The organism is Sphingobium sp. 3R8, from assembly GCF_020166615.1.
GTDB lineage: Bacteria > Pseudomonadota > Alphaproteobacteria > Sphingomonadales > Sphingomonadaceae > Sphingobium > Sphingobium bisphenolicum.
Genome location: NZ_JAIQXR010000010.1, coordinates 50,517 through 70,018, shown reverse-complemented (window position 1 = coordinate 70,018; position 19,502 = coordinate 50,517). Strand labels below are relative to the sequence as shown.

Annotated in this window: 22 protein-coding genes; 6 read left to right on the top strand and 16 right to left on the bottom strand. The window is 62.3% G+C overall.

Going from position 1 to position 19,502, the window contains the following annotated elements:
* Window positions 1-72: 72 nt before the first annotated feature.
* From K9B33_RS11450 to K9B33_RS11405, 10 genes are all read right to left on the bottom strand, one after another.
* Complete coding sequence (locus tag K9B33_RS11450) at window positions 73-792, bottom strand: lytic transglycosylase domain-containing protein (protein ID WP_224548858.1); 720 nt, start codon at window positions 790-792, stop codon at window positions 73-75.
* Window positions 789-1,334, bottom strand: coding sequence for a S26 family signal peptidase (locus K9B33_RS11445; protein ID WP_224548857.1), 546 nt, complete (start codon window positions 1,332-1,334; stop codon window positions 789-791). Before K9B33_RS11445 ends, K9B33_RS11450 begins: the two co-directional genes overlap by 4 nt.
* Window positions 1,331-1,840, bottom strand: coding sequence for a DUF2840 domain-containing protein (locus tag K9B33_RS11440; RefSeq protein ID WP_224548856.1), 510 nt, complete (start codon window positions 1,838-1,840; stop codon window positions 1,331-1,333). The genes K9B33_RS11445 and K9B33_RS11440 overlap by 4 nt, the downstream gene beginning before the upstream one ends.
* On the bottom strand, window positions 1,837-2,100 hold the full coding sequence (locus tag K9B33_RS11435; protein WP_411974009.1) for a hypothetical protein: 264 nt from the start codon (window positions 2,098-2,100) through the stop codon (window positions 1,837-1,839). Before K9B33_RS11435 ends, K9B33_RS11440 begins: the two co-directional genes overlap by 4 nt.
* A 5-nt stretch (window positions 2,101-2,105) precedes the next feature.
* Window positions 2,106-2,744, bottom strand: a complete 639-nt coding sequence (gene parA, locus K9B33_RS11430; RefSeq protein ID WP_224548982.1) for a ParA family partition ATPase — start codon at window positions 2,742-2,744, stop codon at window positions 2,106-2,108.
* 259 nt (window positions 2,745-3,003) lie between these two features.
* On the bottom strand, window positions 3,004-3,882 hold the full coding sequence (locus K9B33_RS11425) for a replication initiator protein A (RefSeq protein WP_224548853.1): 879 nt from the start codon (window positions 3,880-3,882) through the stop codon (window positions 3,004-3,006).
* Window position 3,883: 1 nt separating this feature from the next.
* Complete coding sequence (locus tag K9B33_RS11420) at window positions 3,884-4,153, bottom strand: helix-turn-helix transcriptional regulator (protein WP_037480698.1); 270 nt, start codon at window positions 4,151-4,153, stop codon at window positions 3,884-3,886.
* A 219-nt stretch (window positions 4,154-4,372) separates the two neighbouring features.
* A complete protein-coding gene (locus K9B33_RS11415) occupies window positions 4,373-4,876 on the bottom strand; it encodes a DUF2285 domain-containing protein (protein WP_224548851.1) in 504 nt (167 codons plus the stop codon).
* Window positions 4,877-4,937: 61 nt separating this feature from the next.
* Window positions 4,938-5,102: a transcriptional regulator domain-containing protein gene (locus K9B33_RS23235; RefSeq protein ID WP_224548849.1), complete on the bottom strand. Its 165-nt coding sequence runs from the start codon at window positions 5,100-5,102 to the stop codon at window positions 4,938-4,940.
* A 157-nt stretch (window positions 5,103-5,259) separates the two neighbouring features.
* Window positions 5,260-5,556, bottom strand: coding sequence for a DUF736 domain-containing protein (locus K9B33_RS11405; protein WP_224548848.1), 297 nt, complete (start codon window positions 5,554-5,556; stop codon window positions 5,260-5,262).
* A gap of 409 nt (window positions 5,557-5,965) precedes the next feature.
* Here K9B33_RS11405 and K9B33_RS11400 point away from each other — a divergent pair, with 409 nt between their 5' ends.
* The gene (locus K9B33_RS11400) at window positions 5,966-7,390 is read left to right on the top strand and encodes an RES domain-containing protein (protein ID WP_224548846.1); all 1,425 of its coding nucleotides are present in this window, start codon (window positions 5,966-5,968) and stop codon (window positions 7,388-7,390) included.
* Between the two features lie 201 nt (window positions 7,391-7,591).
* Here K9B33_RS11400 and K9B33_RS11395 read toward each other — a convergent pair whose 3' ends face one another.
* Both K9B33_RS11395 and K9B33_RS11390 read right to left on the bottom strand, forming a co-directional pair.
* Complete coding sequence (locus K9B33_RS11395) at window positions 7,592-7,948, bottom strand: hypothetical protein (protein ID WP_224548844.1); 357 nt, start codon at window positions 7,946-7,948, stop codon at window positions 7,592-7,594.
* Between the two features lie 411 nt (window positions 7,949-8,359).
* A complete protein-coding gene (locus tag K9B33_RS11390; protein WP_224548842.1) occupies window positions 8,360-8,680 on the bottom strand; it encodes a DUF736 domain-containing protein in 321 nt (106 codons plus the stop codon).
* 392 nt (window positions 8,681-9,072) lie between these two features.
* On the opposite strand from K9B33_RS11390, the gene K9B33_RS11385 reads away from it, so the two are divergent.
* Entirely contained in the window at window positions 9,073-9,546 is a 474-nt protein-coding gene (locus K9B33_RS11385) for a thermonuclease family protein (protein WP_224548840.1), read from the top strand.
* 422 nt (window positions 9,547-9,968) lie between these two features.
* Here the strand turns inward: K9B33_RS11385 and K9B33_RS11380 are convergent, their stop codons facing one another.
* The 4 genes from K9B33_RS11380 to K9B33_RS11365 all read right to left on the bottom strand — a co-directional run bounded on the left by K9B33_RS11380 (window position 9,969) and on the right by K9B33_RS11365 (window position 13,940).
* Complete coding sequence (locus tag K9B33_RS11380) at window positions 9,969-10,412, bottom strand: hypothetical protein (RefSeq protein ID WP_224548838.1); 444 nt, start codon at window positions 10,410-10,412, stop codon at window positions 9,969-9,971.
* Between the two features lie 119 nt (window positions 10,413-10,531).
* The gene (locus K9B33_RS11375; protein WP_224548836.1) at window positions 10,532-12,358 is read right to left on the bottom strand and encodes a ParB/RepB/Spo0J family partition protein; all 1,827 of its coding nucleotides are present in this window, start codon (window positions 12,356-12,358) and stop codon (window positions 10,532-10,534) included.
* 89 nt (window positions 12,359-12,447) lie between these two features.
* Entirely contained in the window at window positions 12,448-12,879 is a 432-nt protein-coding gene (locus K9B33_RS11370; RefSeq protein ID WP_224548834.1) for a DUF2958 domain-containing protein, read from the bottom strand.
* Window positions 12,876-13,940, bottom strand: coding sequence for an ArdC family protein (locus K9B33_RS11365; RefSeq protein ID WP_224548832.1), 1,065 nt, complete (start codon window positions 13,938-13,940; stop codon window positions 12,876-12,878). The genes K9B33_RS11370 and K9B33_RS11365 overlap by 4 nt, the downstream gene beginning before the upstream one ends.
* 741 nt (window positions 13,941-14,681) lie before the next feature.
* Between K9B33_RS11365 and K9B33_RS11360 the strand changes: the two genes are divergently transcribed.
* Genes K9B33_RS11360 through K9B33_RS11345 form a run of 4 tightly spaced genes read left to right on the top strand, consistent with a single transcriptional unit; the run spans window position 14,682 to window position 19,481 of the window.
* Window positions 14,682-16,808, top strand: coding sequence for a type I secretion system permease/ATPase (locus tag K9B33_RS11360; RefSeq protein ID WP_224548830.1), 2,127 nt, complete (start codon window positions 14,682-14,684; stop codon window positions 16,806-16,808).
* Window positions 16,805-18,196, top strand: coding sequence for an HlyD family type I secretion periplasmic adaptor subunit (locus tag K9B33_RS11355; protein ID WP_224548828.1), 1,392 nt, complete (start codon window positions 16,805-16,807; stop codon window positions 18,194-18,196). Before K9B33_RS11360 ends, K9B33_RS11355 begins: the two co-directional genes overlap by 4 nt.
* A gap of 53 nt (window positions 18,197-18,249) precedes the next feature.
* On the top strand, window positions 18,250-18,753 hold the full coding sequence (locus K9B33_RS11350) for a toxin-activating lysine-acyltransferase (protein ID WP_224548826.1): 504 nt from the start codon (window positions 18,250-18,252) through the stop codon (window positions 18,751-18,753).
* Complete coding sequence (locus K9B33_RS11345) at window positions 18,750-19,481, top strand: formylglycine-generating enzyme family protein (RefSeq protein WP_224548824.1); 732 nt, start codon at window positions 18,750-18,752, stop codon at window positions 19,479-19,481. Before K9B33_RS11350 ends, K9B33_RS11345 begins: the two co-directional genes overlap by 4 nt.
* The last annotated feature ends 21 nt before the right edge of the window (window positions 19,482-19,502 follow it).

Sequence of the window (19,502 nt, the reverse complement as noted above, 5' to 3'; positions counted from 1 at the left end):
AAAAGCCCCAAAAGCAACCACATGAGCCCAGGCCGACGGCGGGCCTTTTATCTCGCCATCCCCAAAACCCCCTCATGGCCTTGCTCCCGTTCGCGCAACAAAAAGCGAAGGGACGGGGGAGGCGTCGCGCCGATGCCCTGCATCGTCGGTCCGATCCTGTGGCTCGGATGGCGCTGGGTATTCACCCAGCGCCGCCGCCGCCGCCCGCCTTGGAAAGAGCGCGGCTTCCGTCCAAAGAGGGCGCGGCGGAAGAGACGGGACGCCCGCTCCCCTTAGCGATCCTGTGTCCATGATCGGCAGCAATCGCGCGAGATAGACGCGCGTTTCAGCGGGCAGCGGCCTGCCAAAACGCACATAGGCTTCGTAGCGGCCCGGCCCCGCATTATAGGCCGCCAGCATTCCAGCCATGCCGTAGCGATCATGCATCTCGCGCAGATAGGCTGCGCCCGCGATGATATTGTCGCGCGGATCATAAGGGTCGGCACCCAGGCGATGCCGCGCCGCCAGCATGGCCCATGTCGCGGGCATGATCTGCATGAGGCCCATGGCACCAGCGCGCGAAAGCGCGCGCGGATTGCCGCCACTCTCCTGGTCTATCACCGCCCGGATCCAGTGCGCCGGAATAGCAAATTGCTGCGCCGCTTCTGCAACGGGCATGGCATAAGGCTGGGCTGTCGACGTTGCGCCGACCGATCCCTCGGTCTGTGCGATCGCTGCCGATCCGATGCACAGCTGTGGCACGATCATTGTCGCGAGGATGACAGCCATATTGCCCTGAAGCCGCGCCATCATGGCCTCCACCCATGCCAGACAAAGGGCGCGCCACTGTCCGCGCGCGTCAACATCGGCCGTACCGTGCCGATCACGCCTTTTGCCGACATCGGTCCGAAATAACGTCCGTCGAGACTGTCCCCGACTGTCGGGTTAAGGAGCATGATCTCGCAGGACCCAAGTCTGCGACATCCCGACCAGACGGGTAAGGGACGGCCTGCGCGATCGTAGGTGCGTGCCCTGGCGACGGGCCTGTGATCGATCGTGATGGTTACGCCCGAACGGCAGACCGTCTGCCCTGCGGTCGCCGCGATATGTTTGATGAGCGGCACGCCAAGCGGAAGGGCGTGACGCTGCGCCAGCCAATGGGCCAGACGCGCGTCGGGCATCATCAGCGCCATGTCCCCGACGCGCGGCGAGGCAGCCGGCGACACCGCATAGAGGCCGATCGGGGCGCTGGCCGTCGCGTTCCAGACCAGGCGCGGTGCCGGACCGAAGCAGGCCAGCACCACCGTCACCTGCGCCGCGACGACAGTGATGAAAACATAGCCCGACCGAGTCATAGATCGAGACCTTGGCGCAGTTCGAACGCGCTATGCCGTGCAGCCGTATAGGCGCGCGGCTCCATGCCCGCGGCAACGCGGCTGTGGACATGGCGCCAGTGATCGGGCGCGGCGCGGGTCGGATCCACCCCCGCCGCTTCGACCCGATCGATCGCGCCCAGTACCTTTTCGACTTTTGGCCAACCTTCGATGCTGAGCAGGATTTCACCGCCTGGCCGTACGAACGGAAGAGTCGTATAGGCTTCACCGGGCCGTACCGTACGCACGATGTCGATGCGCGATTTGACAGTGCCATGATCGTTGGCCGCCCAGCGAATGAGCGCGAACAGCGCGTCGGGTGGAAAACTCAGGACGCGCGTGCGGCGACTGACGATATGTTCGCAGACATGCAGCCCGAAGCGCAGCCAATGTTCGAGCCGGCCTTCGATCCAGATCAGTTCGATATGGGTCTGACTGTCGGCGGCATGGCGCGCGTCGCGCGCATGTCCTGGGACGTGGCCTATCATGTGGGTTCCTCAGAATTTTCAGGAAAATGCGCGTCGATCAGCGCGCGCATAAGATCGGCGACGGTAGTGCCGCGGGTGACCGCTACGAGCTTGAGGCGCTGGCGCATGGCGGGCGTCACATCGATGGTGAGCCGGGCGCTGAACAAGGCGGCGGCGTCGGATGCGCTGGGTGCAGCTTGGCGGATCCAGCGCTCGGCGGCACCGGGCCGGGTCGCAAAGCCCGCCACGGTGTCCGTCACTGTGCCCGCCTGTGTCGGCATCTTCTTCATCGGTCCAAAGTCCCGATCGCGGACGCGAGGGCAGCGACCTCGCGCGCAGCGACGCCGCCCGGATCGCTTTCGAACACCAGACGGCCTTGCGCCATCACCTCGGCGAAGAGGATGCGCTGGGCAATGCCGGGGCCGAGCAAAGATGGCTGCTGGTCGGCAAGCCCTGCTCGCGTGCTACGGGCGATCCGTGTGCGAGGATCGCAGCGGTTGAGGACGAAGCGGGCTTCGAGCGCGGGGTGGTAGCTGCGGGCCTCGCGCACCAGCGCCACGATCTCGGCCGATGCCCAGCCGTCGAGTGCCGATGGTTGCACCGGGATAAGCGCCAGGTCGGCGGCGATCAGCGCCGCGCGTATCAGGCCGGCGACACGCGGCGGGCCATCGATGACGACATGGTCCACGCTGGCAGCCTGCACCCGTGCCTCCAGGTGAAGCGTCTCGCGGGAAAGGCCGATGACGCCGAACAGACGGGGCAGGCCCGACTGGGCGCGTTGTTCCGACCAGTCCAGCGCTGAACCCTGTGGATCGCCATCGATCAGGCAGACGCGCGCGCCCTCATGTGCCCAATGTCCGGCGAGATGGAGGGCGAGCGTCGTTTTGCCGACGCCGCCCTTCTGGTTGAGCAGGGCGACGATCATGGCCGTCGCCTCGTTCCGCCTGTGGCGCGCGGCCTCGTCGCCGTCCTGCGCCGCGTCGCACGCAGCGATTTGCACGGCGCATCGGCGCTCGCGGGCGCAGCCCAGGTTAGTAAGAATCCGTAGGATTCTCTATTAGCATTGTTAAGGGGCCAGAAAGCCGCGCATTTCTGCGGCTTTGCGGGCAAAATGCGTTCCCGATAGGCCGAACTTTGCGTTCCCGATAGGCCGAGTTTCGGTGTTCCCGATAGGCCGAGTTTTTTCATCGCTTTTGCCCCCGGCAATGGCGCACCCGGCGCAGGGCCAGGTCGAAAGGATCGTCCAGCACGGGACGAAAATTCAGCATCTCCTTGTCGGCAATCGTCTGGAGCGCCAGCACATAGCCGGGCAGCGATTGCGCATGCACGATGCCGCGCAACTTGAAGAGGAAGCGCCGTCTTGGGATCAGCATGCCGGACTTGAGGTGCAGATGGCCGACCTCGAAGCTCCAGCCATTGACCTGCCGTCCGCCATGCTTGCGGACTAGGCGGTAGAGCCAGCGCTCCATGCCGCCGGTCAGTTTGAAATAGGCGCGATCTATGGTGAGGATGAGCCCGGAATCGAGGACGCCCGCATAAAACCAGTCGGGCAGGATCATCTCGATGCCGAGTGGCCGACCGTTTTCGTCGAGCCGCTCCTTCCATTCGTTGATCCAGGAGAAGCGATGGCGACGGCGTTGATGCGCTTGCCGGATCGAGGTTGCGACGGTGGTCGACTGCAAGCGGTCGAGCGCGGCCTTCAACCGGTCATAATGGTCGCCGCCGGTGCCCCGGCCGATGAAACTGAGCAATTCGTGCGGCTTGGTCGCCATCAGCCGGGAGGTCGGACGCCCCATATCGCGGGCCTCGACAATCTGGCTGGCGGCCCAGATGAGGATATCGGCGTCCCAGATCGTCGCCATGCCATGCTCATGGGTGGCTTCCACCGCGATCGTGACATCGCCCATCCTGAAATGGATAGGGGCGATGCGCTTGGACTTGGCGAGACTGAAAAAGGGCCAGGACATGAGGTCCTGCGCGTCGCGCGGCGCAATGTCACCGCGGACCGCGCGAAAAAGGTCGAGTTGCCGGTCCTGCGCCCGGTCGGGCGAAGCGGGCATCATGCTAGCGCCGCACCGGCGCGCCGGGGTCGATCCGCTTGGCAGGATGCACAGTGCCGCGTCCCGGATCGGAGGTCGAGCGCCGGGTGCCGATTTCGGCCCAGGCTTCAAGATCGACCAGCGCATAGACAATGCGTCCGCCCAGCTTGCGAAAGACGGGGCCGGTGCCAAAGCAGCGATGCTTTTCCAGCGTGCGGGGCGAAAGGCCCAGATGCAGGGCAGCGTCGGGGGTTCGCAGATAGCGCGGCGTGACGACCGCAAAGTCGCGTTCCATATCGGTCTCCAGCGTCGGGGCTGGCATGGCTGACCGGCCCTGGGGTGTCGCTGGCGAGAATGGCGAACAGTGGAGGCTCGAACGGAGTGGCAAAAGCGCGGGCGAAAATTGTCACCCCCCCCTGGCTTTTGATCTGGGACTGTCCTGGAGGCATGGCGCGAAGACATGTCACTGGGGCTTGTCTGGGCGGGGCGTGCTGTTGGTGCGGGATAGCCCGATTCAGCCCGCCCGGAGCAAGTCCCGATAGCCGCCATCTCGCAGGCCTATTGCTTGGGTGAGCAGGCGATGGGTGCCGCGCCGCTCGCTCGAAGCCTTCCATAGCGCCGACGACAGATCCGGCATCGCCGGATAGGCCAGATACGCCAACTCTCGTAGCGTGACGCCGGCGACATGCGCGTCGAGCAGGCAGAGCATCAGGTCGAAGCGCGCGGCCTGGAAGGGCGACAGATCGCTTTGCGAGGTGGCCGATCCGCCTGTTCCCCCAAGCCAGAGGCGGGCATGGGCGGTGGCGCGCAGTCGCCCATCGAACAGCGGATCGTCCGGCAGATGGAATGCTGTGCGGGGTTCGCGATGCAGGCCGCGCTGGGGGCCGCGCAGCCACAGGCGGATCGTGCGTCCGCTTGCAAACAGGGCGGCATGGGTGCCATCCTCGGCTTGCCCCAGCTGCTGGATCCCAGGCAGCGCATGCGGAACCGGGAAATCAGGCCCTGGGTCGATGATCACGACGCAAGCGGCTGCCGCCGGATCCCACAAGGCGGGTCGCCTCTTGGGCGGTATGTCGGGATCAAAGGGGAAAGCGAAGGCCCCACGACCGGGCAAAGTCCTCCTTTGCCTGTCGGTCCAGCGCGGCAATGGTAGCGTAGCCTGCTCGGTAGGCCGGCGAATATGACAGGAATGCTTGCGCATAGTCGCAGTAATCCCTTCTTGCCGTCGCCGCGCCTGTCGCCATCGCGTCTCGCTCCTTTCGCGAGAAGGCTGGCAGCGCAGAGCGTTGGCGGAAGTCCTTTGGTCGGGAGAGCGTTATCCCTCTCACGGTAGATGTCCCAGCGCTTGCGCAGGGACGGCTTCAACCCGCACCCCGCTATGCGGGGTGCGGGTCTGCCGCGTCAGCGGGACCAGATGAGAGAGAAGTTTTCGCCGTCGTCGGCCGCCACCAGGCTGGCGTAGATCGGCGCCGGGAAGCTGGGATCGTCGATCTTGCAGCTCAGATAGTCCGACCCGGCTGCGGAAAGCTTGGCCCAGGCAGCGCCGAATTCGGCGGTTCCGGCATAGATGCGGTAGTCGGGCGCCTTCTCGCTATCCTTGGTGCTGGGGCGGATGGTCGTCTTGACATTGAGAGTCAGCGTCTTGATCGTGCCCGCGAACCCGTCTGCGGTCTTGGTGAAAGTGCCGATGATTGCCATGATGTCTACTCCTGTCTTCGAACCCGCGCCTGTCGCGGCCTCGATGGGCATGACAGGGCCGGAACGAAGGGTGGCGCACCTGAAAGGCCGGAGCACACGCGCAGGACCTTGGCACCGGAGCTATTTTGTCTCGCGATGCAAAGCCGGCTTGCCGGCGGCGGAAAATAGGTCCGGCGACAGGGTTGCGACCCGCCTGGAGAGGCGAAGCCGGTTTTCGGGCAGATAGGTCCATCGAACGCAGGCCGTGCAGCCGGGACGACGACCAGACGGAGAGATCAATCAGCGGTTATCCCGTGACCGCCGGCGGGATGCAACGGGCAGCGGTCTCATCAGGACGGAAAGTTCTTGCCGTGCGCCGTAGCCGATGATGAGATGGCGCGATGACCGTTACCGCCCTTCTCGATCTACGATGACGCGCCGGGTCTGTTGGCACTGTATCGGTGAGCCGGTCGTCAGAGCTGAGATCAGGCAGGAGCAACCAGCCCGGACTTGCAGCTTCTGCGGGTTTCGACGGCGGGCCATCTCTCTCGAAGACCTCGCGACCCGGGTGAAACACTCGTTTGAGATGGTCGTGGGGCAGGCTCCGGCAGGCTATGTCGTGCGGGACGGCAATCCCGACTGGGCGCCAGATGGTGAATACCCCAGCTGCCTTTTGACCGAAATGCTTCAGGGGTTTGACGAGGCCATCGGCAGCGAACTGGTTGCGATCCTGGCAGAGCGCAGCCGCCATTATGTGAACGACGGCGGGTTCGACTGGTATGACGACACCTCCGATAGCTACACGATACTCGACGCCGAAGATGATTGGTTCGGCCGCAGCTGGAAGGGCTTCTGCGACGAGATCAAGCATCATCGTCGCTTCTTCCTCGATCAGAGCGCACAGGTGCTTAACGAGATATTCGGCCCGGTGCTGCGGGGCGAATGGCCACCGGGCGGCGCTGTGCGGACGATCGGCCCAGGCACCGAACATAGTCACATCTTCCGGGGGCGGGCGGCGAATGACCGGAATACCCAGATATCCATCTACCAGGAGCGACTTCGCCAACTTGGCGCGCCGGCACCGGGCATCGCAGGGGCTGGCCGCATGAACGCGGCCGGGATCAGCGTCTTCTACGGATCGTTCGACCGCGATACCTGTGTCGCCGAGCTACGGACGCCGGTCGGGGGTCATGCGATAGTGGGTCGCTTCGAAATACTGCGTCCGTTGACAGTGCTCGATCTGACCTTGCTCGACCGCGAGCCTGAGCCATTGAGCTATTTCGACCCGCATTATTCGCAGCAGATGGCCTACACGGCCTTCATGCAGGGCTTTCATGCCGAAATCCGCCGGGCCATCATTCCCGGCCGCGAGACGCTTGACTATCTGCCGACGCAGGTCATTGCGGAATATCTCTGGTCGCAAACCGAGCCTGCGATCGATGGCATCATATTCGGGTCGGCGCAGATCACGGAATCGGCCAACAACGTCGTGCTGTTTCCTGATTCGGCTTCGGTCGAGGGCGCGGAGGAGGAAGTCGCCCGTACGATCCGTCATTTCCACTTCCGCGAGGCCCGGGCAGACGAAGACGCCGATGAGGCCGATCGGCAGGACCGCGACGTCGTCGCTTTCCGGCCGCTGAGAGCGGAGGATCAAGAGGCAGCCGTCGAGCGTCCCTTCGACGAGGATAGCTGGTTCGGCGCGTTGTTTGATCCGCTCGACCCCATCGAGCAACCTGGGCCTGCGCTCAGACTGGGTGATGACGATGTGTGGCGCATACGGGTCGATAGCATCCGCTACGACACCCATTCCATTCCGGCGGGGTTTCGCAACATGCAAGACGAAGACATCGACTGATCGCCTGCCGGGTTAGCTTGAACCTCCATTGCCGTGCTTCAGGATTAGCTTATCCACGTTTTTCAGCAATTGCGCTTCGAGCGCATGCAGGATCGTCGTGACTGCGTATATACGGATTCTCGCCTTGGCGCGGATACGCTTTTCCGTATCCGCGCCAAGGCGAGAACCGGGGCGCCGCCAGGCGCCCCGGTCCGGCTGGCCTCATCGCGTCTGCGCGAAGGCAAGAGCCGCTGCATCGGCAGATGCACATTTCCGGCAGCTCAGCATACCGTGGGCATTGCCATCGCCATCGACGATGAAGAGTGCGACGAACCAGGGCCCGTCCAGGAAGCCCGTCGCCGCGATCCGGTCGAGTTCGACGTAGCCCTCTTGGCTCCCATAGGCGCCGATCCAGCGCTCTTCGTTGCGGGCATCCCAGTGAATATCGATATCTTCGGCTTCCATGAAGCGGGACGCCAGCGCTTCGCCTGCGCCACGGCCAAATTCCAATTCAAGCCCTGCGATCAGGGCCGTCATCACGCGATCCGATGCAAGGGCAATGGGCTGAACGATGCTCATGGGAAAATCTCCTTGTGCTTGCGTCCCCAAGATCGGGGACCGGCAGGGAGGGACGGGCGCCGGAAGGCTGTCAGGGCGGCCGCGCGCAAGCCGGCGCCGCGCAAGCGGGCGCTAGGGGGAGCCGATTTGGTGAAGCCAAATTGGGGGGAACCTGCGAGCCTTGAAAGCCGCGCCGCCGCCCGTCACGATGGGAGGGTCTCGACGTGCCACCACCCTCTTCTCCAATGATGCGCCGCCGGCATAGCCGGCGCTTCCGCAGACTTGCCGTTCCTTTCGTCGCCACGCCGGCTTCATCGTCGTTCCCGCGCGACGGGCGCCAACCAGGCCGATCGGCCGGACGCCTGCGCGCCGACCGATCAAGTGTTTGGGCGAGGCTTTGCCCCGCGCCGCCAGGCGCGGGGAGGTTCCGCCTCAGACGTCGGGGTTCCAGATGAGGGCGTAGCTGTCCTCGTCGTCCTGCCCGGCGGCACGGCCGAGATTGGCGTAGATGGTGCGCGCGCCGAGTTCCGGTGCCGCCATGGCGACGCGGATATATTCGCGGCCCGAGACCTCGCCGGTGCGGATCCAGCCGCCGCCCAGTTCCGAGCCGCCCGAGAGGATGCGATAGTCGGGCTGGTCGCCGGTCTTGCCCCGGTTGGGGATGATCTCGATTTCGGCGCGGACTGCGAGCGTTTTGAGGATGCCCTTGAAACCGCCATTGTCGAGGCGCTGCACGTAACCGATGGCTGGCATGTGTAATCTCCTTGGGTCGTGATGCCCCTGCGGCCGATCCGCCGGGCGTGCGGACCGTGAGGCCGCGCGCTGGGTGCCCCCGAACCGAAGGCCGGAGCGACATGAGCGGAGGACCGGAGGGCCGTCTTCAATTTGTAGCGAAGCGCCCGCGAGGAGCCGGAACGGCGGGGAAATTGGAGCGGACCGATGGTTTTTGCGGGGCACCCGAGACGCTGCCAGGTCAACGCACTTCAACCGGCAAAGGGCTGCAAGGGGTTGCGACCCTGGAATATCATGCCGACCGGTACGCTTTCCATTGCGCCTGGAATGGCGAAGACCAGGGCGGGAATCGAGCCGCGCCTCGCTCGACGGCCGGGCTCGACAGGCGCCGTCCGCTGGGCCAAGCGCGGGACATGCCCATCGTCCCTTTTCTCCTGGCGCTCGCCTCGCGCGCCAATCCGCCCTGGCACTGTCGCGCGCGCTTTGTCCTGCTGGCGCTCGCTGCCACCGCCGCGCCCGCCACCCTGGCCAGGGTGCCCGACGCGCGTGTTGCGACGGGGACCGTGCGCACTGTCACCGATGGCGACACCTTCCGCCTGACGAGCGGCGAGCGTATCCGCATCGCGGGGATCGACGCCCCGGAGACGCAGGCGCAGCGCGCCCTCTGTCCGGCCGAGCGCCGCAGGGGCGAGGCCGCCAAGGCGCGCCTGACGACGATGATCGCGGGACGATCGATCCGCTTCACGCGGGTCGGCCGCAGCTATAATCGCACGGTCGCGACCGTGCGACATGGCGGGCATGATCTTGCCACCCGCCTTGTCGAGTCGGGGGATGCGCGATGGTGGCCGCGCGGCAAGACCAAGCCTGATTGGTGCCAGCTGGACTGACGGCCGGGTCCGTGTCCAACCGCTCCACTGAGAGAGCGAAGAAAAAGCCCCCCGGCATTTCCGCGCGCGGGGGGCTGATTGTGCAGGCTGCGCTACCGATAAAACCAAGGCTGATGCCGTTGAAGGCAGAGCCGACGAGGCTATTATTGAAGTTCCTGTTTATGTTCATGCTGTGTGTCCCTTCTGCATCTGGCCCCTGATCGGGCACGGAGTTGAGAAGAAGGAACAGCAGGAGCAGAACCGCACACACAAGAAGTAACGGAATCGAACCGACCGCAGCCCAAAGCTGATGCAATCATCATAGCCGATCACGGCAATTTTCGCAATATCCATCTCGGCCGTAAGCGCTGGTTCCGGCGCGGAACGACATACAGAAGTCCGCGCCCCGGCCCGCCTGGCGGGGTCGGGGCGCGGCCGATTTTTCAGGGCAGGAAGCGCAGCGGCGGCACGGCAGGGTCGCCTGCGACGAAATGGGCGATGATCGCCTCATAGCTGCCGAGCCGTTCGGCCCGGTCGCGGTCGATCATCAGATTGCCGTCCTCATCGGCTGCGAACAGGGCCACTTGGCCCGCACCGGTGAAGACGGCGCGTTCCGGGCCGAACTGCGCGGCGTAGCCGCCCGACCAGCGCGCGAAGGGCAGCCCCTGCTCCACGCAGAAGCCTTCCAGTTCGTCGGCCCGCCCCCATGCGACTTCATGGGCGTAGAGACAGAGCGGGCGATCGGCGGGAAAATCCTCCGCTCCGAAATCCTCGCCGTCATAATCGAGGGCCAGACCCTCGCTCTGGATGCAGGCGACCAGATCGTCGCGCAGGGCGGCGGCGAGGTCGCCGCCGATGGTGATGGAAAGCGAAACACGATCGACCATGATGAAACTCCCAATAGGCGCGCCGTCGCCGGAACGGGGGCGGCGCGCCCGATTTTCGATGAAATCCAAGGTGGCGGGGAAAGAGCGGGCGGCGGCTAACCGCCGCCCGCAGGAGACAATCAGGCGGCAAGACGCTGCGTCCCTTCCTCCGTCTCGTTGGGCAGCGGGCAGATGCTGCCGGGGGCATCGGGATCGGGTTGGGGGGCGTCATGGATCGCCAACGCGGCGACGACCTTGGCATGGGCATCGACCGGTCCGACCCCGCCCCTCGCCGAATAGGCAGCGGGCGGGAACTGCATCCAGCGCGGCACCCAGCGGTCCTTCTTCTCGCGGCCATTGGTGCCGTCGAGCGCATCGCGCATGATGGCCTTCAGGGTCTTGCCCTTCTCCTGCCCATTGGCGGCGGCGACGGCGGGATCGGTCACGTCCGCCACGAGATGCCCCAATATCTCGCGGTCGCGCAGCAGCTCGAAGAACGCCTCGTCCGCCTGCCAATAGTCGGCCATGTCGACGCCGATATGCAGGCCTACCGCATCGACGGCGGCGCTGCCGCTGGCGAGGCTCTCGCCCATGACGATGGCGATAACGTCCATTACCTGCGCGTCATCGAGATCGAGCAAGGCCAGAAAGACGCCAACGACCCCATGTTCATCGCCATTGCCGCCGATCAGCGTGGGTTCCTCCGCGCCAAAGCCGAGCAGCCCAAGCGCCTTGCGCCGCATCTGGTCGAAATCCGCCTCGCCCAGCGCATTTTCGAGGCTTTCGGCTACGCAATCGTTGCGGCAGCTCTGGGGTTCGGCCTGCACCCTCCACAGATGCGATCCGACAATGGCATGGGCGACCATCAGTCGCAGCGCCACGGCGGGAAAGCCGGTCAGCGCCGCGCGCACGGCGGCATAGCGATGGAGGTCGATATAGGTCGCCATGGTCGAGGTGACTTCGGGACGCGCGACCTTCATGCCCGCACCGCCGGGATCACCCTTGGTGATACGCGCGGCCTCCTTGCGGGTCAGATAGCCTTCATGGAACGTGACTTCGCCGGTTGCGCGCACCTCTACATAGATGCGCCCGCCCTTGCGCTTGCTGGATTGCACATGTTCCCAGACTGAGAAATAGTCGTTGGGAGACAGGATGACGACGTCATTCCATCCCTCGTCCAAATAGTCCTCGCGTCGGGCCTCGATGGCGGCGTTCTGCGCGTCCCAGAAAGCATCGGCATCGGCGAAATAGCGGTCGTCGCCGAACAGGTCAGCAATGGTGACAAGGCCGCTTGCCTCGATATCGAACAGGGCATGACGGGTGCCGACCGACTGGCCGCCAAACAGCCAGCCCTTCAACTGGGAGCCGGTGGGCGCATAGGCGTCCTCGTCGTCCACCAGCGCCAGCCATGCCTTTTGCTGGCTTTTCGACGCGAGGGTGAGGTGGCGGACGGTCGCCCGGTCGATATTGTCCTTCGCATACATCTGCCGGATGCGCGGCAGGAGATTGCCGAGCGCCATCACCCGCCGCACGGTGAGTTCGGGCAGGCCGAAAGTATCGGCGATGTCGCCCAGCTTGCGGCCTTCCTTCACCAGCCGGGTGAAGCTTTCCCATTGCGTTACCTCGTCGGCATCGCGCCGCGCCATATTCTCGATCATCGAGGCTTCGACCGCATCGGCGTCGTCGCCATCCTCAAGGATGGCGCAGGGGATCGCGGCGACTTCGCTGTCGGCGTCGCCCATGGCGCGCTTCTCTTCCGCGACGATCAGCGCGGCATGGAAGCGACGGCTTCCCGCCACGATCTCATATGCGTCAGGCGCACAATTGGGGCGCACGATGATTGGCTGGATCACGCCGCGCCTGCGCACGGTCGGCAGGATATCCGACACATCGGGGGCCGTCTTGGCGAAGCGCATATTGGTCTTGCTGATGGACAGCTTGCTCAACGGGATAAAATCGAGTTTCATGGGTGTCACTCCTTGTGAGTGCCGGGCCGTCATTCTTTTGCGAGTTGGGCGGTCCGGCTTTACGGAAATGCGGCGTTACGCGCCGCGCGTCATCCTGCCGTCCCGTGGGTGGGATCGGTCGGAAGGTCGGGAGCCGCGCCGGTCGGGGCGCGGATCAAAAGCTGCTCGGCATGGATGATCGACCCGGCGCGCCGGGCGGTATCGGCCCAGCGGGACAGGGGATGGGGGGTGCAAAAGCCCAAATCTCGCTCGATCCGCATCCCATAAGGCAGACGGACGCTCTGGATTTCGCTCAGCGAGAAAACGCCCATTTCCGGGCAGCCGAAACCAAGATCGGCGAGGCCAAACAGGGTATCGCCATCATTGTAGAGTTCGGTCGCAAGCCATGTGCCAGCGCCCAGCGGATTGAAGAATTTGACGACCGGGGCCGGATCGCACCGCTTGTCCTGCGCCTGCGCGGCGGCGCTGCTTATGGCATTGGCGCGCAGGGCATAGCGTAGGTCTGGGGTCAGGAGGATCATGCCGCCCTCCTTTGCAGCGCGGCGCAAGTCTGCGCCGGGACCACCGCCCCGCCTTCGTCCTCATCCGCGTCCACGGCCATCATGTCGATTGTAATGTCGAGGTCTTGGGCTGCCGCGCGATGGCGCGACAGGAGCCATTCCGCCGCCTTGCTGGCCGCGCCTGCGGCGCGGAAGATGGCACGATTATCCTCGCGCAGGACCTCCAGCCATGAGCCGATATAGTCGGCATGGCGGACGGTCGGCACGATGCCGAGCGCGGCGCAGAGGAAGGCCGATCCCATTTCGGCGATCAGTTCCTCGCGGGCATAATCCTTGCTGCCAAAGCCGTTCTTGAGATTACGGTCTAGGCGCGAGGGATGGCCGGTCGCGTGGGTCAGTTCGTGCAGGCAGGTCCGGTAATAGTTGATCTGCTGATAGAATGCGGGCTGGGGCGGCACCTGCACCAAGTCCAGCGATGGCATGTAGAAAGCCTTGTCCCCGCCAATACGAAAATCAACGCCGCTGGCTGCAATCACAGACTCGGCAACGGGCACGATTTGCCGTTCGGGCAGGGGCGCGGGTTCGGCGGCAAGGCCGGGTCTCAGCCCTTCGCATTGCGACAGGTTGAAGACGGTAAAGCGTTTGAGGAAGGCGACCGACTTGGCGTCTTCGCTTGTCGTCCTTGCCTTTTCCTTCTCCGCTTCGGGGGTGAAGCGGTCAGCATAGACGACGGTCGTACCCTTCTCGCCCTTGCATACGCATCCGCCTGCTTCCCGTGCTTGCTTGAAGGTCAGCCAGCTTTGGGAAGGATAGCCCTTTTCGATGGCTGCGCCCCACAGGATCAGGATGTTGACGCCCGAATAGCATCGGGCCGTCAGCGCGTTGCGCGGCAGGCCTGGAGCGAGCGCGCCCTGCGCCATGTCCGTGCCAGACGCTGCCCAAGGTTGGACCCATGGAAACCGCCCCTCCTCAAGCTGGGCGACGATCTTGGCCGTCACCTCGTCATAGAGATTGATCCGTTCGGGCTGAGCGTCCTCGGTGCGACGCCCCGACCTTGCGCGAACGCTGGTGGTACGAGCCATGTCCTGTCCTCCTGCCTGCCCAAAAACATGAGCCTCCCCGAAAGCGGGGGTGGGCGGCGAAACGCGACTGGAGAGGCCCGCCCCGGCGGGCGCAGGCACCGCAAGGGCGAAACGGCAGTGGAGCACCCGCAAGCGCAGCGCAGCGGGTTGCCGGCGGCCGCGAAGGGCCTAGGAGGGAGCGCCGCCTACTCCCGCGTTCTGGGAGGGGCTCTAAAAAAGCGCCGCCGTGCCAGGCAGCACGGCGACTGCACATGCGGATCGCGAGATCCGCAGCGCGCCAGCGATCGTTACCGCGAGGACCAGACCCATGGGGTCTGGGTGCTGCCGAAAGAGGCGGCAGTATAGAGCGCGACCGGCTCCGCCGGGGCGTCATTACCTGAAGTCAGTATTTGCAGAAGCACGGGCTTGGGCAGATCATGATCGAAGTGCCTTTGGTCGGTCTTGAACCGCGCGGATCGAAGCGGGGAACATAATCGAAACCCGAAAAGACCTGTCGCGTTGGCAATCGCGATTCCATCTGAAATAAGTAACGGCAAGAGGCTTCTTGCAAAGCTCGAAAATGTTGAAATGGTTATCGACGTGTTCACCGTAATAGAACCGTAATGGATTGATCTATTTCAATAATTCATATCGTTCCGTCGCAAATGCCCTTGCATCAAACCGTAGCTCATGAAAACTTGAATTTGACTCACCTGGGGCGGTGCGTCGAATCGGGGGTGTATCAGTGAGGGTTATGCGGCCATGATTGCCGGCGATCCAGAGGAAGGCCTGCTTGCGCTGGCCACGTTGCTCGCCGTTCATAAAATTGCCGTCGATCCTTCCCAGCTTCGCCACGAACTGGGGCATGATGATCCGGTAAGTACCGAGGATATTCTCAGGCTTGCCAAGCGTCAGGATGGCGTTCGGGCTCGGGCGGTCCAAGCTGATTTCGCGAAGCTTGCGCGCCTACCTCTGCCCGGGCTGGCCAATGGCCCCGAAGGCTGGTTCCTGATCGGACGCGCCAGCGAAACCGAAGTGCTGGTGCAGCGATCAGGCCAGAGCGTGGAAAAGCTGTCCCGCGATACCATGGACGAGTTGTGGTCAGGCGAGGTTATATTGCTCACTACGCGCGAGAGCGTGGGCGGGGCTGCCGGGCGTTTCGATATCCGCTGGTTCATTCCCCAGATCGTACGCTACCGGAAATTGATCGGCGAAGTATTGCTTATCACTCTGGCATTGAACCTTCTTGGCTTGGCAGCGCCGCTGTTTTTCCAGAACGTCATCGACAAGGTGCTGGTCCACAACACCCTGGCGACGCTTCAGGTCCTCTCGATCGGCTTCGTCGCGGTTTCGATTTGGGAAGTGGTCTTTGGCTGGCTGCGAACGCGGCTTTATTCCGAAACCAGCCAGAAGCTCGATGTTGAGCTAGGTTCAAAGCTGTTCCGGCATATGCTGGGACTCCCTCTGTCCTATTTCGAAGGCCGCCGTGTCGGCGACACGGTAACGCGGGTTCGCCAGCTTGAATCCATCCGCGAATTTCTCACCAACGCTTCCCTCTCTGTTCTGATCGACCCGGCATTCACGATCGTCTTCCTGATAGCTATGTGGATTTATTCCCTGACGCTGTTCTGGATAGTCGCCGCCACCATTCCGGCCTATGTCGTTGTTTCATTGCTTGTGACCGGGCCGCTCCGCCGCCGCCTCGACGAAAAGTTCGAGCGCGGCTCGGCCAATAATGCTCTCCTCGTTGAAAGCGTATCGGGTATGCAGACGATCAAGGCGTCCGCAGTCGAACCGCAATGGCAGGAACGATGGGAGCGGCAACTTGCCGGCTACAGCGCCGCCAATCAGCGCGTTATCAACCTGGGCAATACAGGCAGCCAGACGGTCCAGCTGATATCGAAGCTGAGCTTGGCGGCCATCCTCTTCTTTGGTGCCCGTGAGGTAATTGCGGGCGTCATGACAGTGGGCGCGCTCGTCGCATTCAATATGTTCTCCCAGCGCGTATCCGGCCCCGTCATCCGCATGGCGCAACTTTGGCAGGATTTTCAGCAGGTCCGCCTATCCATCGACCGGCTCGGCGACATTCTCAATCAGCCGGTCGAACCCGGCGCGGGCTCTCGCATCGCGCTACCGGAAATTAAGGGCACAGTGCGCTTTGAAGGCGTCAAATTCCGCTATGGGCTCGATGGTCCATGGACGCTGGAGGATATCAATTTTCATTTACCTGCGGGCGGAACACTGGGCATCGCCGGTTCTTCGGGGTCTGGTAAATCCACGCTGACCAAGCTTTTGCAGAGGCTCTACACGCCGGCAGCGGGCAGGATATTGATCGACGGGGTGGATATCGCGCAGATCGATCCGGCATGGTTACGTCGGCAGATCGGCGTGGTTCTTCAGGAGAACCTCCTGTTCAACCGCTCGATCCGCGAGAATATCGCGCTCGCCCACCCTGCCATGCCGCTCGAACAGGTCATGGCCGCTGCCCAACTTGCAGGCGCGCATGAGTTCGTTGTGGGCCTGCCACAGGGCTATGATACCATCATTGAAGAGCGGGGCGTCAATCTGTCTGGTGGACAGAGGCAGCGGCTTGCCATTGCGCGGGCGCTTGTTACGCAGCCGCGTATCCTCATCCTTGACGAGGCTACCTCGGCGCTCGACGCGGAAAGCGAAGAGATCATCCAGCGCAACCTGCGTGCGATGGCACGAGGACGCACGGTGCTGATCATCGCACATAGGCTCTCGGCGATCCGGCAATGCGACCGCATCATGACACTTGAGAAGGGCCAGGTCGTGGAGGTTGGTACCCATGACGATCTACTCCGGCAGGGCGGCCGCTATGCGAGCCTGCACCGGCGACAAATGGGTATGGGGGACGGTGCGGCATGAACGCGCTCACCAAACATTGGGATATCGTCCGCGCAGCGCTTGCCGACGAGAAACAGCGGGCAAAGTCCCTCACCCGTGTGGATGAAATCAGCTTCCTTCCCGCTGCTCTTGAGATTATTGAGCGCCCCGTATCCCCAACAGCCAGGGCTACCACTTGGGTTTTGCTCATAGGGCTGGTGCTGACGGCGCTCTGGCTTACCTTCGGCAAGGTCGATGTGGTGGCGTCGGCGTCTGGCCGCTTGATACCCGCGGACAATGTTAAGCTTGTACAGCCCGTTGAGGCCGGGATCGTCCGATCCATTCTCGTCCGCAATGGCCAGGCCGTCCGCAAAGGACAGGTACTGGTGGAACTTGATCCGACCGTCTCTGCGGCCGAAGCGGTTCAGGCGGAGTCTGCGCTACAAACAGCGCTGTTCGATATAGCCCGCGCAAACGCCGTGTTGTCTGCGTTGGACGGCCACGGCCTCAAATTCGTTTCACCGAAGGGAACGGTACCCCAGCTAGCTGTGACGCAACGGGCTCTGGCGGCCGCCGAACTGGCCGGAATCGAGGCATCAGCTTCTGGTCGTTCAGCGGACATACAAGCGGCCCGCGCTGCCCGTTCCGAAGCCTTGGTCCAAGCGGCCAAGCTGACGGAGACTATTCCTCTCATCGATGAACAGCTTCAAGCCTATGAAGGGCTGCTCGCGAAAGGGTACGCGGCCAAGCTAAAGGTCATCGAGATGCGAAGGCAACGCTTTGCGACGATCCGCGATCGGGAAGCTGCGTTGGAGACGGCACGAAAGGCTGAGGCCCAATCCTCCGGCGCATCGAGCGTGATGGCGCAGAGCAAGGCCGAAGCGCGCGCAAAGATATTGACTGATCTCGCGAAAGCGGAAGCCGACGTCAGGCTTCGGCGGGAGGAACTGATCAAGAGCCGTCAACGCAGCAGCTTGCAACGCCTGCTCGCACCCGTCGATGGCACGGTCACCCAGTTATCAGTTCACACGATCGGCGGCGTTGTCGAACCGACCAAGCCTATCATGGTAATCGTGCCGAAAGGCGGTTCGTTGGTCGCCGAGGTGAAAATCCTCAACAAGGATGTGGGCTTCGTAAAGGAAGGCCAGTCTGTGGCCGTCAAATTAGAGGCCTTCCCGTTCACGCGTTATGGCACCGTAGCTGGATACGTAGAAAGTCTGGGTTCTGACGCGATAGAGGATGAGAAGCTCGGTCTCGTCTACCCGGCTCGCATTCGCCTAGATCGCTCAAGGCAGAACAAGGCAGAGGCTATTTCCTTGAGCCCAGGTATGGCGACCACGGTCGACATCAGGACAGGACGTCGTAGCATCTTAAGTTATCTGATCAGCCCAATCGATGAAGCGGCGCAAGAGGCGGCACGCGAAAGATAGTTTCTATAACTGATATCATAAAGGCCCATTCAATAATTTTGGCAGGAATCCCCGTGACCGATTCAACTCAAAATGTAACCGTTAGCCATATGCTTGGAGAGGTCGTGTGGCTCATGAGTCAGTCTCCCGAATATTCCGATCGAGCATTGACGTCCATAGTAGGTCACGTCCTACCACCAATAGTCGCCAATCAAGTTATAATATTTCGAGACGGAAGTAACGTGATTGGCGCTGTCATATGGGCTAGAGTTTCTGATGATGTCGATAGGCAGATAACAACGCCGACAGAAGGTCAGAAAAAGTTATTAACAATAAAAGAATGGTCCAGTGGGCAAATTCATTGGATAATGGATATGGTCTTTCCTTTTGCATCCGATGAAAATAACCAGATAAATCTTGCTTTTGCAGATTTGGTAACTGGAAGATTTAAAAGCACGCCGCTAAAAATGATCAAAACAGATCGATCAAATGATGTTGCCGAGGTGGTCTGTCTGACCGAAAGCTTTGGTGACGATTTGGTGGAGGCTCTGAAAAAGCGACTGGAGAGCAAAGCGTGAAAAACGCGCTGATCAAGTCTAGGATCATTTTCGCAATCTTGGTTTTGCCCGCGTGCGCTGCGTCGACACATCCCGAACCAAAATTTACAAGGGACTGTCCGGATTGTCCGGAGCTTGCATACATATTATCAGAAAATGCCGAAAACACTGCGTTTTTTATAGCTCGGTATGAAGTGACCTGGAAAGATTATAGTAAAGCGACATCGGAATTTGGTTGTCGAAAGCCCCGAAACTCGCTCAATAAGGAAATTGCTCAAACTCAAAATCTGGCAGACGACATTCCCCTGACGGGCGTTACGCCAGATGATTTTGACTGCTACCTTAGATATATAAGTAAAAAAGCGGGGCATCGCTATCGATTGCCAACCCCACAGGAATGGCGACGCGCAGCAGCAGGGGTTCGCTCTCATGCATCCGAAAGTGACACGCCGCCTAGCGGGCCAGCAGATCCCAGAGAGAGCGTGGCTCGGGGATGGGTCACTTTGGTCGGCCAAAGGCCCCCAAGCTCGTTAGGTCTATATGATATCGAGGGCAATGCAGGTGAAGCTACAAGCGCCTCCCGACCAGGCATGAAAATTATTTGTGAAAAATTTGGCGACGCTTATTGCCGAGAGGTGGAAGTACTGGGCGTCGAAAAGTATTCATTACCAAAAACATATAAAGATAGCGTGTTTTTCGTGCAAGGCGTGCCAGATATACATTTCGGCTATCGCCTGGTTAGAGACTAAACATCGATTTCGGAGAAATTC

Excerpts from the sequence above, each read along its gene's own strand:
- K9B33_RS11370 (WP_224548834.1), bottom strand. The coding sequence starts at position 12,879 with ATGATCCTCCTGACCCCAGACCTACGCTATGCCCTGCGCGCCAATGCC.
- K9B33_RS11360 (WP_224548830.1), top strand. The coding sequence starts at position 14,682 with ATGATTGCCGGCGATCCAGAGGAAGGCCTGCTTGCGCTGGCCACGTTG.
- K9B33_RS11395 (WP_224548844.1), bottom strand. The coding sequence starts at position 7,948 with ATGAGCATCGTTCAGCCCATTGCCCTTGCATCGGATCGCGTGATGACG.
- K9B33_RS11420 (WP_037480698.1), bottom strand. The coding sequence starts at position 4,153 with ATGGAACGCGACTTTGCGGTCGTCACGCCGCGCTATCTGCGAACCCCC.
- parA (WP_224548982.1), bottom strand. The coding sequence starts at position 2,744 with ATGATCGTCGCCCTGCTCAACCAGAAGGGCGGCGTCGGCAAAACGACG.
- K9B33_RS11440 (WP_224548856.1), bottom strand. The coding sequence starts at position 1,840 with ATGATAGGCCACGTCCCAGGACATGCGCGCGACGCGCGCCATGCCGCC.
- K9B33_RS11375 (WP_224548836.1), bottom strand. The coding sequence starts at position 12,358 with ATGAAACTCGATTTTATCCCGTTGAGCAAGCTGTCCATCAGCAAGACC.
- K9B33_RS11445 (WP_224548857.1), bottom strand. The coding sequence starts at position 1,334 with ATGACTCGGTCGGGCTATGTTTTCATCACTGTCGTCGCGGCGCAGGTG.
- K9B33_RS11385 (WP_224548840.1), top strand. The coding sequence starts at position 9,073 with ATGCCCATCGTCCCTTTTCTCCTGGCGCTCGCCTCGCGCGCCAATCCG.
- K9B33_RS11425 (WP_224548853.1), bottom strand. The coding sequence starts at position 3,882 with ATGATGCCCGCTTCGCCCGACCGGGCGCAGGACCGGCAACTCGACCTT.
- K9B33_RS11355 (WP_224548828.1), top strand. The coding sequence starts at position 16,805 with ATGAACGCGCTCACCAAACATTGGGATATCGTCCGCGCAGCGCTTGCC.
- K9B33_RS11435 (WP_411974009.1), bottom strand. The coding sequence starts at position 2,100 with ATGCCGACACAGGCGGGCACAGTGACGGACACCGTGGCGGGCTTTGCG.
- K9B33_RS11450 (WP_224548858.1), bottom strand. The coding sequence starts at position 792 with ATGATGGCGCGGCTTCAGGGCAATATGGCTGTCATCCTCGCGACAATG.
- K9B33_RS11365 (WP_224548832.1), bottom strand. The coding sequence starts at position 13,940 with ATGGCTCGTACCACCAGCGTTCGCGCAAGGTCGGGGCGTCGCACCGAG.
- K9B33_RS11405 (WP_224548848.1), bottom strand. The coding sequence starts at position 5,556 with ATGGCAATCATCGGCACTTTCACCAAGACCGCAGACGGGTTCGCGGGC.
- K9B33_RS11390 (WP_224548842.1), bottom strand. The coding sequence starts at position 8,680 with ATGCCAGCCATCGGTTACGTGCAGCGCCTCGACAATGGCGGTTTCAAG.
- K9B33_RS11400 (WP_224548846.1), top strand. The coding sequence starts at position 5,966 with ATGACGCGCCGGGTCTGTTGGCACTGTATCGGTGAGCCGGTCGTCAGA.
- K9B33_RS11380 (WP_224548838.1), bottom strand. The coding sequence starts at position 10,412 with ATGGTCGATCGTGTTTCGCTTTCCATCACCATCGGCGGCGACCTCGCC.
- K9B33_RS23235 (WP_224548849.1), bottom strand. The coding sequence starts at position 5,102 with ATGGCGACAGGCGCGGCGACGGCAAGAAGGGATTACTGCGACTATGCG.